The organism is Neobacillus sp. OS1-2 (assembly GCF_030915505.1).
GTDB lineage: Bacteria > Bacillota > Bacilli > Bacillales > Cytobacillaceae > Neobacillus.
In genome coordinates this window covers 1,699,556-1,716,345 of record NZ_CP133265.1, presented here as the reverse complement: position 1 = coordinate 1,716,345, position 16,790 = coordinate 1,699,556, and the positions used below count along the sequence as shown (strand labels likewise).

The window sequence follows — 16,790 nt, the reverse complement described above, 5'->3', positions numbered from 1 at the left end:
CTGCAATTTGGTTTTGACGCTGGTTTTCACCTATACTATAATTAGAATGTTATGGACTAAAACTTGAGGTGAATGACTGTGTTTGATCGTCTACAATCAGTGGAGGATCGCTACGAAAGGTTAAACGAACTTTTGAGCGATCCCGAAATTATTAATGATTCAAAAAAACTTCGTGAATTTTCAAAAGAACAATTTGATATACAAGAAACAGTGCAAACGTATCGCCAATATAAAGAGGCGAAGGAGCAGCACCAAGATGCAAGGGCAATGCTCGATGAAAAGTTAGATGCAGAAATGCGCGAAATGGTCAAAGAAGAGGTTCATGATCTAGAGGCTCAAATTGCAGAGTTGGAAGAAAAGATGAAAATTCTTCTCGTTCCAAAGGATCCGAATGATGATAAGAACGTTATCTTTGAAATCCGCGGTGCGGCCGGCGGTGATGAGGCGGCTTTATTTGCTGGTTCCCTTTATCGGATGTACAGCCGCTATGCGGAAGCACAGGGCTGGAAGACAGATTTGATCGATGCGAGCCCTACCGGTCTTGGCGGCTACAAGGAAATTAGTTTTATGATTAATGGTGCCGGTGCCTACTCAAAATTGAAATTTGAGAACGGGGCACACCGGGTGCAGCGTGTTCCGGAAACGGAATCTGGCGGGCGGATTCATACCTCGACAGCTACAGTTGTTTGTTTACCGGAAGCGGAAGAATTTGAATATGAGATTCATGATAAAGATATCCGTTTTGATACGTTTGCTTCAAGCGGTGCAGGCGGGCAATCCGTTAATACGACGATGTCGGCCGTTCGTTTGACACACCTTCCAACAGGTATTATGGTATCGATTCAGGATGAAAAATCCCAGCATAAAAACAGGGATAAGGCGATGAAGGTATTGCGTGCGCGTGTGTATGACAAGTTCCAGCAGGAAGCGCAGGCCGAATATGATCAGGTTCGTAAATCAGCAGTCGGTACCGGTGACCGATCTGAACGGATTCGCACGTACAACTTCCCGCAAAATCGGGTGACGGATCACCGCATTGGCCTAACCATTCAAAAACTAGACCAAATCATCGAAGGCAAGCTGGATGAAATCATTGATGCATTGGTGATGGATGACCAGGCGAGAAGACTTGAAGAGGCATCAAATGAGTAAAAAAGTATTCGAAGCTCTGAAATGGGCTTCTTCTTTTTTATTGGAAGCGAATCGGGAAGAGAATGCGGGGGAGTTGTTGCTACGGCATTTTACTGGATGGTCGAGGGCGCAGCTGTTTTCTGAGATGCGTGAGGAGTTACCGCCCGCGGTTTGGGCTGATTTTGAGCAGGCTGTAAGGGAGCACGGAAATGGCGTACCCGTACAATATCTCATCGGCTCGGAGGAGTTTTACGGCCGGACGTTTATGGTTAATGAAGAGGTGCTAATTCCGAGGCCGGAAACAGAAGAACTTGTTTACGGGGCTTTAAGAAGGATGGAGCGGATTTTCACTGGCTGCGACCGGGAAATCAGGCTCGTCGACATCGGCACAGGCAGCGGCGCCATTGCCATCAGTTTAAAACTCGAATGGGAATCAAGATCGGTGCCTGACACCAATACCACTATGAGGGCAGTAGAAAGGGTGTCAGGCACCAACACATTGACGGTGTTTGCCTCTGATATTGCTGCAGAATCTTTAGAGGTGGCGCGGGAAAATGCCCGCCGTCTTCAGGCTGAGGTGGAATTTGTTCAGGGTGATTTATTAACGCCGTTTATTGGCGGGGCGTTCGATGTGGTCATTTCCAATCCGCCGTATATTCCGGTTGGAGATCAAACGACGATGTCCGAGGTGGTGACAGAGCATGAGCCGCATCGAGCTTTGTTTGCGGGCGAGGATGGACTGGATTTTTACCGCCGATTCATGGTGGAGCTGCCGCAAGTACTCGCACCGTGCGCGCTGGTATGTTTTGAAATCGGGGCCGGTCAGGGTAAAGCGGTAGCGGAGCTTTTTCAAAAGGAATTTACGAATGTAAAGGTAGAAGTCGTGAATGATATTAATGGCAAGGATCGCATGGTGTTTGCGGAGATTGGCTTCGGGGTGTAAGAATCCCGAGGCTTTTTTGTAGTGGTGCCGCCTTTTGCAAAAATATTAAAATTTACTAGTTTAGGATTCTGGCATTTTGTCCACAATGTTGATAGCGAAGGGACGGTGCTGGAGCATGAGAAGCAAATTGATAGTTTGGGGATATTTAGTGGTTTTATCATTGGGAACAATGTTGAGTTTATATATGCCGAAGACGGAAGCGGCGGCGAAGGAGTCGATCGTGATTCCAGGGGAAGCGATTCGCTTGAGGATTCTTGCAAATAGTGACTTTGAAAAAGATCAAGCGATTAAACGGAAAGTGCGTGATGCGGTGAATGCGCAAATTACCCTTTGGGTGCAGGATTTAACCTCGATGCAGGAAGCGAAAAAGCTCATGACCTCGAGACTTCCTGAGATTCAGGCCATTGCGGAAAAAGTCGTGCACGAACAGGGCTCGGATCAATCGGTGAAGGTTGAGTTCGGTAAAGTACAGTTTCCGACGAAATTATATGGCCAGTTTTTATATCCGGCAGGCGAGTATCAAGCGATTTTGATTACATTGGGGAGCGGGGAAGGCGCGAACTGGTGGTGCGTTCTTTATCCGCCATTATGCTTTCTTGACTTTTCAAATGGAGTGGCGGTGAGTGACGGGTTTGAAGAGGAAAAGCAGGTGGCGAAGGCGGAGACGGTACGTGAGCAGGCAGCCCCTGAGCAAAAGGAAAAAGAAAAGGAAAAGGTTGTAGTTCCTGTTAATGAGAGCGTAAAACCAGAGAAGAAGGAAATGGAGCCTGTGAAAGAAGATATAGAGCAGGAGAAGGGGGAAGAAAAGGAAGTAGCGTCTACTCCTGATAAAAAGGTGGTAGAGGTTGATAACAGCTTGGACAATGACAAGCAGAAAGCAGGAGGGAAAGACAAGGAAGTGAAAAAGTCAAAAAAGCATACAAAAAAGACGGCTCCCGTGTATACGGCCGAAGATGAAGAGCCGGTGAAGGTGAAATTTTTTGTGGCTGAGATGTGGGAGAAAATGTTTAATTAACAACCAGTTCCTTTTTGGGGGGCTGGTTTTTCTTTACAGATAAGAAAGTATAAATTTCAACTTTGAGAAATGTCCAGCTCCAGCGCCCTAGCGTTTTTCTTTTTGAAAAAGTTTTACTAGATTCCTGGATCACCCTGTTCTATTTCTTCTAGGTTTTCATAGTAATAGAGTAGAATCTTAAAAAGAGGTGGATGGGATGCAGGCAATGATTCGTAAGGCGAATAAACAGGATTTGGGCAGTTTACGAGAGTTTCTATCACGGGCAAACCTTGGGACAGATGGACTAAATGATGAAACGGTTGACTATTTTCTGCTGCTAGAGAATGAAGACGGTACATTAAGGGGATCGCTTGGCATGGAGGCATTTGCGGAAAATGGGCTCTTGCGTTCCCTGGTCGTTTCTCCTGGACAGGCTGATAAGGAGATCTTCTTGCTGTTTGATCAAATGGTGCAATTGGCAAAAGAAAAAGGGATGGAACATTTATATTTAGCCACCAATAAAAGTGTGGCACTACCGTTCTTCGAATTGATGGGCTTCCAGCAGTTGGACCTGGAGCAGGAGGAATTACCCGCGGACTTTTACCACTCAGAGCATATTCGACACGTTTTTAATGTGGATAACTCGTTATTTTTAAAATTTTCCCTCTAGTTGTGGGTATATCCACAAAGTTATCCACTTTTTCACTGATCTTATGCACAATTTGTGGATAAAACTTGTTTTTATCCCCACCATCTTTTATACTTTCAAACGTACTCAGTGAAAAAGTATGGGTCTTTCAGTCTAAATTCGCCAAATTTCGATAAAAGATTCATGTAGGATAAAGGTGGATAACTATGAACACAAGAGTGTGGAAAGTGGATAAGTATGTGGATAATCTTGAAAGTAATCCACAAGTTGTGGATGCAGCGGACGCATTACGAAAAAATGAAGTGGTCGCATTGCCGACAGAGACGGTTTACGGTCTTGGCGGCAATGCCGAAAGTGACGTGGCGGTGGCGAAGATTTTTACGGCAAAGGGACGTCCTGGGGATAATCCGTTAATTATTCACATTGCAGAACGGAAGCAGCTTACTAGATTTGTCACTGACATTCCTGTGGTGGCTGAAATATTAATGGACGCATTTTGGCCGGGTCCGCTGACGATTATTTTTAAAAGGAAGGAAGGCGTCCTGTCGGAAAAGGCGACAGCAGGACTTGCAACGGTGGCGGTGCGAATGCCAGATCATCCGGTGGCACTGGCGCTGTTGAAAACCTGTGGATTGCCGATTGCGGCGCCGAGTGCGAATAGCTCGGGGAAACCCAGCCCTACGACAGCCGCTCATGTGCTGGACGATTTGGAGGGCAAAATTGCTGGTGTGGTTGACGGGGGCGCAACAGGGGTTGGTGTGGAATCCACCGTTGTGGATTGCACGGGAGCGATTCCGGTCATCTTAAGACCTGGCGGCGTGACAAAAGAACAGCTAGAGGCTGTGGTCGGAGAAGTTAGTGTGGATGCTGCGTTAACGGACGAAAATGCCCGACCAAAAGCCCCGGGGATGAAATACCGCCATTACGCACCAAATGCTCCGCTCTTTATGGTGTCAGGGAGTGTGGAGTATCTCCAAGGTTTAATAGAAGAAAAGCGGGCGGAAGGACTCAAAGTCGGGGTGCTGACGACGGAAGAGAATGTGTCCGGGTATAAGGCTGATCTTGTACTGGCGTGTGGTCGTCGCACGGAGCTTGAGACGGTTGCCGCTGCCCTTTACGACACGTTACGAAGGTTTAATCAGGAAAACGTCGATATCATCTTCAGCGAGATGTTCCCCGATACCGGCGTCGGATCCGCCATCATGAACCGCCTGCAAAAAGCGGCAGGAAACAAACTCATAACGCAATAACAATGGTGCCTGACACCCTTTTTCAGCTATCTACTGTAGATAAATGATTAACGGTGACAGGCACCATTTTTACTTTCTCTACCATAGTAAGGTGATTAACCGTAGAAGGCGCGATTTTTCATGGTATTCCGTTTAGCCTATGTGACTTCTAAATCAGATTGGACGTGCATATGCTTAGGTTAGTTAGTCCAAGGGGGCGGGGTTGATGTCTGAAGTGGTTGGTGAAGTGGTTACACTAGTAATAATGGCATTTGCGCTGGGGATGGATGCCTTCTCGGTTGGGCTCGGCATGGGGATGTACGAGCTGCGTTTAAAGAAAATTTTCAATATCGGCCTTACGATTGGCCTTTTCCACGTATGGATGCCGCTTGTAGGCTTAATAGCAGGAAAATTTTTATCAGAGCAGTTTGGGGTCTTTGCCACGGTGATTGGCGGTTTGCTCTTGATTGTACTCGGCGTGCAAATGATTTGGTCTACTATGAAAAAGGGAGAGGAAAAGGTTATTTCGCCAGTTGGCTTTGGCCTACTTTTATTTGCCTTGAGCGTAAGTCTTGACAGTTTTTCCGTTGGACTGACATTAGGGATATACGGGGCAAAAACCATTATGGTGATTTTATGCTTTGGTATAATGGCAACCGTGCAAACATGGGCCGGACTGCTGCTTGGAAGAAAGGTACAAGGCTGGCTTGGGAGGTATAGTGAGGCCCTTGGCGGCACCATTTTACTGGCGTTTGGGATAAAGCTGCTCGCTTTAATAGGGTAAGAGGCAACCGGAATCCCCGAATAGGGCCACCGATAATGAATTATGATAAAATGGAAATATAGTGGAATGTTTGAAGGTGCCCCTGGGTTCCTCGGTGAATAGGCTGGGGTAGAAAGTACATAGGCAAGGATTAGCTGTGTTCGGATCTAATCTATCTGGCATAATAGAACGAAAGGGGGTTAACATAATGCAGCACATTTTGTTTGTCTGCACGGGAAATACCTGTCGGAGTCCGATGGCAGAGGCCATTTTGAAAAATAAACACCTCGATGGCGTAGAAGTAAAGTCAGCAGGGATCTATGCCGCAAGCGGAAGTGAGGCATCCCCACATGCACAGAGGGTGCTCGATGACAACAAGATTTCGCACAATCATCGCTCCAATTTGTTAACGGGTACCGAAGTGGAATGGGCCGACCTGATTTTAACGATGACAACGTCCCACAAGTTTGCGATACAGCAGCAATTCCCCGACGCTCACGTCAAAGTGTTTACCTTAAAGGAATACAGCGGCGAACCATTTAATCATGATGTTGTCGATCCGTACGGTGGAAATCTGGGAATGTATGAAACCACTTTTCGTGAATTAAATGAATTAATTAATAAGGCGATTGAAAAACTAAAACCGTAGTTGAAATGGATGCTCTCTTGATATGGGGAGCTATTTTTTTTGCTTGGATATTTCCCTTTATCTTTTTTTCACAGTGTGTCAAAATGAAAGCAGAATTAGTAAGAAAAGCGCAAGCGCCCTGGTCAGCCACTAGGGCGCTGGAGCTGGACATTTCTCAAAGTCGAAATTTTATACATTCTTATCTTTGAAAAAGGAACAGGAGGATTTTTACATGAAAGTAGCCCTAGCATCAGACCATGGCGGGATTCATATTCGTAAGGAAATCGCCAATTTATTAGATGAATTAAAGATTGAATATGTCGATTTCGGCTGTGAATGTGAAACATCGGTCGATTATCCGGATTATGCGCTGCCTGTTGCTGAAAAGGTGGCGAGCGGCGAGTTCGACCGTGGGATTTTGATTTGTGGAACGGGCATCGGCATGAGTATTTCTGCCAACAAAGTAAAAGGGATCCGCTGTGCCCTTGTCCACGATACATTTAGCGCTAAAGCAACGCGTGCCCATAACGATACGAATGTGCTGGCAATGGGTGAGCGCGTCATTGGCCCGGGACTCGCCCGTGATATCGTAGAAATTTGGTTGACTGAGGAATTCGAAGGCGGCCGTCATGCAGATCGTGTCGGGAAAATTACGGAATACGAAAATAAGCATCTCTGATATCTGTACGGAAAGAAGGGCTAAGCTTATGATTCAAGATTGGGAAAAAGAAATCGAGGCAATTTTAGCGGACTTCAAAGAGGCAGCCGAATTGAAGCCTGGGCAATTGCTAGTCGTCGGCTGCAGTACAAGTGAAGTTGTTGGCGAGCGAATCGGCACGTCCGGTACCCTTGAAGTAGCGGAGATGATCTTTCGGCAGATGCAAAAGCTTCAGGCGTCAACAGGTATTCAGTTGGCCTTCCAATGCTGCGAACATTTAAACCGGGCGTTGGTCGTCGAACGTTCCGTTGCCTTGGGACATGGTTTCGACGAGGTATCGGTCGTTCCTGTCCGAAAAGCAGGCGGGGCGATGGCCACACATGCTTTTGCGAATATGGAGGATGCCGTCGTGGTGGAATTCGTAAAGGCGGACGCCGGGATCGACATTGGTCACACGTTAATCGGCATGCACCTGAAACACGTCGCCGTACCGATTCGCGTCAAACAAAAAACTGTCGGCCAAGCCTATGTCACCTTAGCAAAAGTCCGTCCAAAATTAATCGGCGGCGCCAGAGCCGTCTACGAAAAAGAACCAGACAATCTAAGCTGCACATAGTGGATAGGGTGACAGGCACCATTTCTACTACTGTTGGATTAGTAATGGTGTCAGGCACCATTCTTTTTCCTTCACTTCGGGGAAAAACGTGGTATGATATAGAGGGAATTTTCTAATTGTTTGTGATTTTCATACATATGAGGGGGATTTAAGGATGAAGCATTTGTCTCAAGCGGACGAGCAGGTTTTTCAAGCAATTCAGAAGGAATTAGGACGTCAGCGCTCAAAAATCGAACTAATTGCCTCAGAAAACTTTGTGAGTGAAGCGGTCATGGAAGCACAGGGGTCTGTTTTAACCAATAAGTATGCAGAAGGCTATCCGGGACGTCGTTACTACGGCGGCTGTGAATATGTCGATGTCGTTGAGGATCTCGCCCGCGACCGCGCGAAAGAAATTTTCGGTGCAGAATATGTAAACGTGCAGCCACATTCCGGGGCACAAGCCAACATGGCCGTCTATTTCACAATCCTTGAGCAAGGCGATACCGTTCTCGGGATGAACCTTTCCCATGGCGGCCACTTAACACACGGCAGCCCAGTCAACTTCAGCGGTATTCAATATAACTTCGTTGAATATGGTGTCGATGAAACAACACACCGCATCAATTATGATGATGTTCGTGAAAAAGCACAGACACACAAGCCAAAGCTAATTGTGGCCGGTGCCAGTGCATACCCGCGTGAAATCGACTTTGCTAAATTCCGTGAAATCGCGGATGAAGTGGGTGCCTACTTAATGGTGGATATGGCCCATATCGCCGGACTTGTGGCTGCAGGCTTGCACCAAAACCCAGTGCAATACGCTGATTTTGTTACGACAACTACCCATAAAACCTTACGAGGCCCTCGCGGTGGGATGATCCTCTGCAAAGAGGAATTTGGCAAGAAAATTGATAAATCGATCTTCCCTGGCATTCAAGGCGGCCCGCTTATGCACGTAATTGCAGCGAAAGCCGTTGCGTTTGGTGAAGCCTTACAGCCGAGCTTTAAAGAATATGCCGGTCACATTATCGATAACGCCAAGCGGTTAGCGGAAAGCCTGCAAAAAGAAGGCTTAAAGCTTGTTTCGGGTGGGACAGACAATCACTTATTGCTAGTGGATGTAACGGCACTTGACCTAACAGGGAAAGTAGCTGAAAAGGTACTTGATGAAGTCGGCATTACGGTGAATAAAAATACGATTCCTTACGAAACACTAAGCCCGTTTGTTACAAGTGGTATCCGCATTGGAACAGCAGCAGTTACGAGCCGTGGCTTTGGTTTAGAAGAAATGGACGAGATCGCCGCCATCATCGCCTTCACCTTGAAAAATCATGAAGACGAAGCGAAGCTTGAAGAGGCACGTGAACGTGTAGAAGCATTAACAAATAAATTTACCCTTTATCCAGAATACTAAACAGCGAAGAATCGGCCTGCTCAAATAGTGAGCGGGCCGTTCTTTTTTTCATGGATTTCATTTGCTCATTGCAGTTTTTTTCTGTAAAATGAGACGAATGCATGATTACTTTTTAAAAAAGGGGCGATTATTGTGGCAAAGGTATACGTCTTCGACCATCCACTTATCCAACACAAGCTGACTTACATACGTGATATAAATACAGGAACAAAGGAGTTCCGCGAGCTCGTCGACGAAGTGGCAACATTGATGGCGTTTGAAATCACAAGGGATATGCCACTTGAAGATATCGAGATTGAAACACCGGTGTGCAAGACAAAATCAAAGGTTCTTTCTGGGAAAAAATTAGGCCTCGTGCCGATTTTACGGGCAGGAATTGGTATGGTTGACGGGATGTTGAAATGTATTCCGGCAGCAAAGGTAGGCCATGTCGGCTTATATCGCGATCCGGAAACATTAAAGCCGGTGGAATACTATGTGAAGCTTCCCAGTGATGTCGAAGAGCGCGATTTCATCGTTGTTGACCCAATGCTGGCAACAGGCGGTTCCGCAATTGATGCCATCCATGCCTTGAAAAAACGCGGCGCCAAACATATCAAATTTATGTGCCTGATTGCCGCACCAGAAGGCGTGGAAGCAGTGAAGACTGAACATCCGGACGTCGATATTTATATCGCTGCTTTGGATGAAAAATTAAACGATCATGGCTATATCGTGCCAGGTCTAGGCGATGCCGGTGACCGGTTGTTTGGAACGAAGTAAGTGATTGGAAAAAGTCGAGCGGATGCCGCTCGGCTTTTTTTAGTTGGTGGGAGCAGAACGAACTACAACTCGGCTCCTCCTAAAAACTTGTATACTTTCCCCCTTCAAAGAAAACGCTATGAAAAAAGGGGAATTCTTCAATGAAATGGCTGCTAGCGATTCTTCTCACGATTCAAACTTCCGAAATACTCATTCATCCGCCCATTCCGAAACCAAATCAAGATACGATTGCGATAGTTCTTCTGGAACAGCCCAAAACCGAGCCGGAAATCAAACAGTTCCTCCGTCCGTATAAAGAGGTGAAACTGCGCCGTGTTTTTCGGGAAGCAATTGACGGCTTTTCAATTGAAGGCAGCCGCACGGCCATTGCAAAAATTTCACAGCAAAAAAATATCCTGAATGTGTCCCCTGTTACCCAATACCAGGCCCAAACAGAGGAAAGTGTGAAAATAATTGGCGGCGACGATGTGCGCAGTTATTTTGATCAGAAAGATGAACGGCTCACCGGAAAGGGAATAACTGTTGGAGTCATCGACACCGGCGTCGATTATACCCACCCGGACCTCAAGCGGAATTATGCCGGCGGACACGACCTTGTCGACAATGATCGCGACCCGATGGAAACGCTCGCGCAAGGAAAAGCGACCATTCACGGTACCCATGTAGCGGGAATCATTGCAGCAAATGGAAAAATAAAGGGTGTGGCCCCAGAAGCGAAAATTGTGGCTTACCGTGCCCTCGGTCCGGGCGGCGGGGGGACAACAGAGCAGGTGATTGCAGCGATTGAGCAGGCGATCAAGGACAAAGTTGATATCGTCAATCTCTCGCTTGGGAATGATATCAACGGTCCGGACCTGCCTATCAGCCTGGCGCTCAATCGCGCCGTGGATAAAGGGATTGTCGCGGTGGCCGCAAACGGAAATTCCGGAACCGGATATTTGGAGCGTCGGCTCGCCGGGAACAGCGTCGAAGGCTATCTCGGTCGGTGCCTCGACACCAACGATGGAGATTCCCTCACTAATAATAGAAGGAAGGCAGGAAAGAGTGCGCCTCCAGCCGATGGAAGGCTCGGGTAAATGGACGCTGGATCGCTCATTAGAGGTGGTCGATGGGGGAATTGGCAGAAAAAGTGAGTTAAAGAATGTGCAAGGGAAAATAGCCTTACTTAAAAGAGGAACACTTACTTTTACTGAAAAAGCAAACAATGCCCTTGAAGCGGGTGCTAAAGCGGTTCTGATTTACAACAATATGAGCGGCAACTTCATGGGGAATCTCGATACTCAGCTGACCCTCCCGGTTGGTTCCCTCTCGAGGAGTGACGGAGTTATTTTACAAAAGGAATTGAAGAAGCGAAGTGTGACGGTGCGAGTCTTGGTGAATGAAGAGCGGGACCGGCTCGCGGATTTTAGTTCGAGGGGGCCGGTGACGGGAACGTGGGAAATCAAGCCGGACATTGTGGCACCGGGGGTGGCGATAAATTCAACCATTCCGGGGGGATATTTGAGTCTGCAAGGGACAAGCATGGCGGCGCCGCATGTGGCGGGGGCCTGCGCGTTAATCAAGCAGGCTCATCCGGATTGGTCGCCGGCGCAAATTAAGGCAGCGTTGATGAATACGGCGAAACCGCTGGCGAGGCAGGGGGAATCAGTGAATATGGACAGGGCTGCGACTGGATCACCCTATTACCGCACCTACGAACAGGGGGCCGGCAGAATTCAGGTGGATGAAGCGATCATGGCAGCATCGCTCGTGACCCCAAGCAGTATCCGCTTTGGAAAGTTTGCCGGGGAGAATGATAGCCATAAGGCTCGTTTGCGTGTTGAAAATACGAGTAAAAACGTGCAGCGGTATGCCTTTGTGATTCCGAAAAAAGTGGAGGGGCTGGCATGGCGGTTTCCGCTGTCGTTTACATTAGAGCCAGGGCAGTCTAGGGAGGTTGCGGTGGAGTTAATGGTGGATCAAAGCGTATTTAAAGGGAAGATCCACGATGGCTTCTTGCAGTTGCAGGCGGGGGCAAAGACGATTCAGATTCCGTATTTGTATGTGTTAGAGGAGCCGGGATATCCGAGGGTGATGGGGTTTGGTTTCGCGGAAGGGGATAGACCTGGGGAGTACCGCTATGAGGTGTATTTGCCTGGCGGGGCGGAGGAGTTTGGGATTGCATTGTTTAACCCGGAGGATTATCGATTTGTTGGATTCTTAGATACAATAACAAATGTGAAAAAGGGTCAGATTCACCGGAATCTTACCACCGAAATGCTGCCGGCTGCTGGCACCTATCTAGTTAAAATCTTTGCGAAAAAGGCAGGGAAGGAGGATTTTATCGAAAGGATGATTGTCATTAAAGAAAAGGGTGAGTAGGGGCCAATCCGAGCCCCACCTCGCCCCAATTTTGGGAAATATATAGCAAAGTTCACAAAATGGACACAAAATGGACCAAAAACGTTCAAAATTTACACTACAATGAAAGTGAAAACAAAAAATCCAAAATGGAAGAAATTACGGGGAATTGTATGTGGATTAATTCACGTAAATTCATTGACATTGACAGGTGCCTATTGTATGCTAACAAAGGGTATGAATGATAGGGTTTTCATTATTTTCATATAGAATTATTTAGATAAATAATGCGTCTATCTATTTCAAAATACCTGAAGTCCGTTACGGAGTACAGAACCAATTTTCTTAATAATCGGATTGTTCCTTGGGTTAACGGCAGGTATTTGTTCCATGTTCACTTCGATCCGTCATTTCTTTTCAGGAGATTAGCCAACCATGCCGGAACTTCAATTAATGTTTTCAAGACAGCGAAAATGGATGTTTACTTTATTATCTATTTATGTACTCGGCTGGGGGTTCACGTCTTATCAATCTATCTTTCTGGGATTGGTTGTTGGGACAAGTTTGAGCCTTTTTAATTTGTGGTTAATGGTCCGCAAGATGAATCAGTTTGATAATGCGGTGACACAAGGGAAAAAGGTACGGTCACTCGGATCTTTTTCACGGTTTGCAAGTGCAGCCTTGGCTGTGATTATTGCGATGAGGTTTCCAGAGCATCTTCACCTCATTAGTGTGGTTATAGGGTTAATGACATCCTATATTGTCATTATGATAGATTTTTTTATACGATCTTTGCAAATACATAACTAGCGCGGAAGCGAGGTGAATATTGTTGGAACACAGTGCTCATATGGTAAAATTTATGGGGCTCTATTTTAACATGGGAAACGTTTTGATGATAACCGTTGCCTCTGTTGTTGTCTTTTTAATTGCAGTCCTGTCCACCCGAAAGCTCGCAATGAAGCCGACAGGCGTGCAGAACTTTATGGAATGGGTCATGGATTTCGTTAAAAATATCATTAATAGCACAATGGATTGGAAAGACGGCGGACGATTCCATGTTCTTGGAATTACCATGATCATGTATGTTTTTGTAGCGAATATGCTAGGATTGCCATTCTCAGTCTCCATTAACGGTGAACTTTGGTGGAAATCGCCAACAGCCGATCCGGCTGTCACATTAACACTTGCCGTATTAGTTGTAGGTTTATCCCATTTTTACGGTGTAAAAATGCGAGGAATGTCTACTTACGGGAAGGAATTCTTTAAACCATTTTGGTTTATGTTCCCAATTAAAGTAATTGAAGAGTTTGCTAACACGCTTACTCTTGGTCTGCGTCTTTACGGGAATATCTATGCGGGTGAAATTCTGTTAGGATTACTCGCAGGAGGGTTAGCACAATCAGGAAACTTTGGTTGGCTTGCCGCAGCTGTACCGATGCTCGCATGGCAGGGCTTCTCAGTCTTTGTCGGTGCCATCCAGGCTTTTATCTTCACTATGTTAACGATGGTTTATTTGTCTCACAAAGTGAGCAGCGACCATTAATATAATAACCGTTCAAATTTTTGAACAAAAAATAAAAACTTTTATACATTCCAAGGAGGAAAATTACAAATGGGTCTTTTAGCAGCAGCAATTGCAATCGGTTTAGCAGCACTAGGTGCTGGTATCGGTAACGGTCTTATCGTATCTCGTACAGTTGAAGGAATCGCTCGTCAACCAGAAGCTCGTGGTATGCTTCAAACTACAATGTTCATCGGGGTTGCGTTAGTTGAGGCGATTCCTATCATCGCGGTTGTTATCGCGTTCATGGTTCAAGGTAAATAATAGGTAGAGTAACCAATAGACGGTCAAAAAATGGCGAAGATCATTTCATGAGAACCTTCGCCATTCGTTTATGTCTATTTATATTGTAACAATAGTAAAAAGGGTGTCAGGCACCATTGATATATCTGTTTTGAATGACTCTTGAAGGGAGTGAACCTGAGGTGTTAACAAGCAGTCTTGTATTAGGCACAGCAACTGAACATCAGTTTATTAATACTGGTGATATCATATTCCAATTAATCATGTTTATCATCTTGATGGCCTTGCTGAAGAAGTTCGCATGGGGTCCGTTAATGGGCATTATGAAAGAACGTGAAGCACATGTGGCCAATGAAATTACGGCAGCAGAAAATAGCCGTCAAGAAGCGAAAAAACTATTAGAAGAACAACGTACTCTATTAAAAGAGGCTCGTACCGATGCACAAGGATTGATTGAATCAGCGAAGAAGCAAGGTGACTTGCAGCGCGAGGAAATCATTATGACGGCACGCAGTGAAGCTGAGCGTATTAAAGAATCAGCCAAGCTTGAAATCGAGCAGCAAAAAGAAAAAGCGGTTACCGCTATTCGCGAACAAGTTGCCCAGCTTTCTGTCTTAATTGCCTCTAAAGTAATTGAGAAAGAACTAAGTGCAGCGGATCAAGAAAAACTCATTAATGACTATATTCAAGAGGCAGGAGAAGGCCGATGAGTAGCTCTATGGTAGCAAAACGCTACGCGCTGTCTCTTCTGCAAATTGCGAAAGAACAACAGCTTCTTGAAGTAATAGAGGAAGAACTTCGTGTGGTGAAGGAAGTTGTACAATACAACCCAGAGTTAATGGCTGTTTTAAAATCTTCAAAGCTTTCCATTGAGAAGAAAAAAGAGATGCTAACGCAGGCTTTTGGGACCTTTAATGTATATGTACGCAATACACTGTTGATCTTAATTGAACGTCACCGCCAAGACGAAATCGTCAATGTGGCGAATGAATTTATAGAGCTGGCAAATGAAGAAACGGGGATTGCAGAAGCTGAAGTTACGAGCACACGTGCCTTAACAGAGGCGGAGCGCGCTGCCATCTCGACTGTATTTGCAGCGAAAATTGGTAAGAAGTCGCTAAAAATTGAAAATATCGTTGATTCCAATTTGCTCGGAGGCGTTAAGCTCCGTATTGGAAACCGTATATATGACGGCAGCTTGCGCGGCAAGCTTGATCGTTTAGAACGTAAATTGTTAAGCTAAAAGAAAAGCGGAAGAGACCGTTTAGCGACGTATGGAGCTGGACAATTATGGAAGCCGCTTGTTGCGAACATTAAATGTAAAGTATTGTAGAATAGGGGTGAAACTCATGAGCATCAAAGCTGAAGAAATCAGTGCCCTGATTAAAAAGCAAATTGAAAACTATCAGGCAGAAATTCAAGTAACTGATGTCGGTACAGTTATCTCCGTAGGTGACGGTATCGCTCGTGTTCATGGCCTCGACAATGTCATGGCTGGTGAACTTGTTGAATTTGCAAACGGCGTTATGGGTATGGCACAAAACCTTGAAGAAAATAACGTTGGTATTATCATCCTTGGACCTTTCACCGAAATTCGTGAAGGCGATGAGGTTCGCCGTACAGGCCGCATCATGGAGGTTCCTGTTGGTGAAGAATTAATCGGACGCGTTGTGAACTCATTGGGACAGCCAGTTGATGGCATGGGACCAATCAACACAACGAAAACACGCCCAGTTGAAGCCATTGCACCTGGGGTAATGGCTCGTAAATCCGTTCATGAACCATTACAAACAGGTATTAAAGCGATTGATGCATTGGTGCCAATCGGCCGCGGACAACGTGAGTTAATCATCGGTGACCGTCAAACAGGTAAAACCTCTGTTGCGATTGACACGATTTTGAACCAAAAAGGTCAAGACATGATCTGTATCTATGTAGCTATTGGTCAGAAGGAATCAACAGTACGTGCTGCAGTTGAATCTCTTCGTAAATATGGCGCATTAGACTATACGATCGTTGTTACAGCTTCGGCATCACAACCAGCTCCATTGCTATTCTTAGCACCATATACGGGCGTTTCGATGGCTGAGGAATTTATGTACAATGGCAAGCATGTACTAATTGTATATGATGATTTATCAAAACAAGCGGCAGCATACCGTGAACTTTCCTTATTACTTCGTCGTCCTCCAGGTCGTGAAGCATATCCAGGGGATGTTTTCTACTTACACAGCCGTTTGCTAGAACGTGCATGTAAAATTAATGATACGCTTGGTGCTGGTTCCATTACAGCATTACCATTTATTGAAACACAGGCGGGTGACGTTTCCGCTTATATTCCAACAAACGTTATCTCCATCACAGATGGACAAATTTTCTTACAATCTGACCTCTTCTTCTCAGGTGTACGTCCGGCGATCAACGCAGGTCTTTCCGTATCCCGTGTAGGTGGTTCGGCGCAAATCAAAGCAATGAAAAAAGTTGCTGGTACACTAAGACTTGACCTTGCATCCTACCGTGAATTAGAGGCATTCTCACAGTTCGGTTCTGACCTTGACAAGGCGACACAGGCAAAACTTGCCCGTGGTGCCCGTACGGTTGAAGTGTTAAAACAAGATCTTCACAAACCGCTTACTGTTGAAAAGCAAGTAGTAATCCTTTACGCATTAACACGCGGATTCCTTGATGATATTCCATTACAGGATATCCGACGTTTTGAATCAGATTTCCATAATTGGTTAGACCACAACCGCAAAGAGTTGTTAGACCATATTACAAAAACGAAGGATCTTCCTTCTGATGAGGATATGGCTTCTGCAATCAACGACTTCAAAAAGACGTTTGCAGTTAGCGAATAATAGGGTCTGACATTAA

General features: G+C 45.8%; 19 protein-coding genes. All 19 read left to right on the top strand.

The annotated features are described in order from the left end of the window. Window positions 1–78: 78 nt before the first annotated feature. The 19 genes from prfA to atpA all read left to right on the top strand — a co-directional run bounded on the left by prfA (window position 79) and on the right by atpA (window position 16,774). Window positions 79–1,152 (top strand): peptide chain release factor 1, encoded by a 1,074-nt coding sequence (gene prfA, locus RCG19_RS08415; protein WP_308110491.1) that lies wholly within the window; start codon window positions 79–81, stop codon window positions 1,150–1,152. Continuing rightward, on the top strand, window positions 1,145–2,074 hold the full coding sequence (gene prmC / locus RCG19_RS08410; RefSeq protein ID WP_308110490.1) for a peptide chain release factor N(5)-glutamine methyltransferase: 930 nt from the start codon (window positions 1,145–1,147) through the stop codon (window positions 2,072–2,074). Before prfA ends, prmC begins: the two co-directional genes overlap by 8 nt. A 115-nt stretch (window positions 2,075–2,189) precedes the next feature. Next, a complete protein-coding gene (spoIIR, locus tag RCG19_RS08405) occupies window positions 2,190–3,089 on the top strand; it encodes a stage II sporulation protein R (protein WP_374049588.1) in 900 nt (299 codons plus the stop codon). A 196-nt stretch (window positions 3,090–3,285) separates the two neighbouring features. Then, the gene (locus RCG19_RS08400; RefSeq protein WP_308110489.1) at window positions 3,286–3,738 is read left to right on the top strand and encodes a GNAT family N-acetyltransferase; all 453 of its coding nucleotides are present in this window, start codon (window positions 3,286–3,288) and stop codon (window positions 3,736–3,738) included. A gap of 185 nt (window positions 3,739–3,923) precedes the next feature. Continuing rightward, window positions 3,924–4,967, top strand: a complete 1,044-nt coding sequence (locus RCG19_RS08395; RefSeq protein ID WP_308110488.1) for an L-threonylcarbamoyladenylate synthase — start codon at window positions 3,924–3,926, stop codon at window positions 4,965–4,967. Between the two features lie 205 nt (window positions 4,968–5,172). After that, window positions 5,173–5,730 (top strand): manganese efflux pump MntP, encoded by a 558-nt coding sequence (locus tag RCG19_RS08390; protein ID WP_308110487.1) that lies wholly within the window; start codon window positions 5,173–5,175, stop codon window positions 5,728–5,730. 187 nt (window positions 5,731–5,917) lie between these two features. After that, window positions 5,918–6,358, top strand: a complete 441-nt coding sequence (locus RCG19_RS08385; protein ID WP_308110486.1) for a low molecular weight protein arginine phosphatase — start codon at window positions 5,918–5,920, stop codon at window positions 6,356–6,358. 211 nt (window positions 6,359–6,569) lie between these two features. Continuing rightward, entirely contained in the window at window positions 6,570–7,016 is a 447-nt protein-coding gene (gene rpiB / locus RCG19_RS08380) for a ribose 5-phosphate isomerase B (protein WP_308110485.1), read from the top strand. Between the two features lie 28 nt (window positions 7,017–7,044). Further along, window positions 7,045–7,611: a TIGR01440 family protein gene (locus tag RCG19_RS08375; RefSeq protein ID WP_308110956.1), complete on the top strand. Its 567-nt coding sequence runs from the start codon at window positions 7,045–7,047 to the stop codon at window positions 7,609–7,611. Window positions 7,612–7,765: 154 nt separating this feature from the next. Beyond that, the gene (gene glyA, locus RCG19_RS08370; RefSeq protein ID WP_308110484.1) at window positions 7,766–9,007 is read left to right on the top strand and encodes a serine hydroxymethyltransferase; all 1,242 of its coding nucleotides are present in this window, start codon (window positions 7,766–7,768) and stop codon (window positions 9,005–9,007) included. Window positions 9,008–9,139: 132 nt separating this feature from the next. Further along, complete coding sequence (gene upp / locus RCG19_RS08365) at window positions 9,140–9,769, top strand: uracil phosphoribosyltransferase (protein ID WP_166240159.1); 630 nt, start codon at window positions 9,140–9,142, stop codon at window positions 9,767–9,769. A gap of 140 nt (window positions 9,770–9,909) precedes the next feature. Beyond that, a complete protein-coding gene (locus tag RCG19_RS23705) occupies window positions 9,910–10,845 on the top strand; it encodes a S8 family peptidase (RefSeq protein ID WP_374049587.1) in 936 nt (311 codons plus the stop codon). Next, entirely contained in the window at window positions 10,745–12,130 is a 1,386-nt protein-coding gene (locus RCG19_RS23700; RefSeq protein ID WP_374049610.1) for a S8 family serine peptidase, read from the top strand. The genes RCG19_RS23705 and RCG19_RS23700 overlap by 101 nt, the downstream gene beginning before the upstream one ends. 414 nt (window positions 12,131–12,544) lie before the next feature. Beyond that, complete coding sequence (locus RCG19_RS08355; RefSeq protein ID WP_308110483.1) at window positions 12,545–12,919, top strand: ATP synthase subunit I; 375 nt, start codon at window positions 12,545–12,547, stop codon at window positions 12,917–12,919. A 22-nt stretch (window positions 12,920–12,941) separates the two neighbouring features. Continuing rightward, complete coding sequence (gene atpB / locus RCG19_RS08350) at window positions 12,942–13,655, top strand: F0F1 ATP synthase subunit A (RefSeq protein ID WP_166240155.1); 714 nt, start codon at window positions 12,942–12,944, stop codon at window positions 13,653–13,655. Between the two features lie 69 nt (window positions 13,656–13,724). Beyond that, window positions 13,725–13,937 (top strand): F0F1 ATP synthase subunit C, encoded by a 213-nt coding sequence (gene atpE, locus RCG19_RS08345; RefSeq protein ID WP_007086158.1) that lies wholly within the window; start codon window positions 13,725–13,727, stop codon window positions 13,935–13,937. A 161-nt stretch (window positions 13,938–14,098) separates the two neighbouring features. Next, window positions 14,099–14,626 carry a F0F1 ATP synthase subunit B gene (gene atpF, locus RCG19_RS08340; protein ID WP_166240153.1) on the top strand — a complete coding sequence of 176 codons (528 nt, stop codon included), beginning with the start codon at window positions 14,099–14,101 and terminating at the stop codon, window positions 14,624–14,626. Next, window positions 14,623–15,159, top strand: coding sequence for a F0F1 ATP synthase subunit delta (locus RCG19_RS08335; RefSeq protein WP_166240151.1), 537 nt, complete (start codon window positions 14,623–14,625; stop codon window positions 15,157–15,159). Before atpF ends, RCG19_RS08335 begins: the two co-directional genes overlap by 4 nt. A 106-nt stretch (window positions 15,160–15,265) precedes the next feature. After that, window positions 15,266–16,774, top strand: coding sequence for a F0F1 ATP synthase subunit alpha (gene atpA, locus RCG19_RS08330; RefSeq protein WP_166240149.1), 1,509 nt, complete (start codon window positions 15,266–15,268; stop codon window positions 16,772–16,774). The last annotated feature ends 16 nt before the right edge of the window (window positions 16,775–16,790 follow it).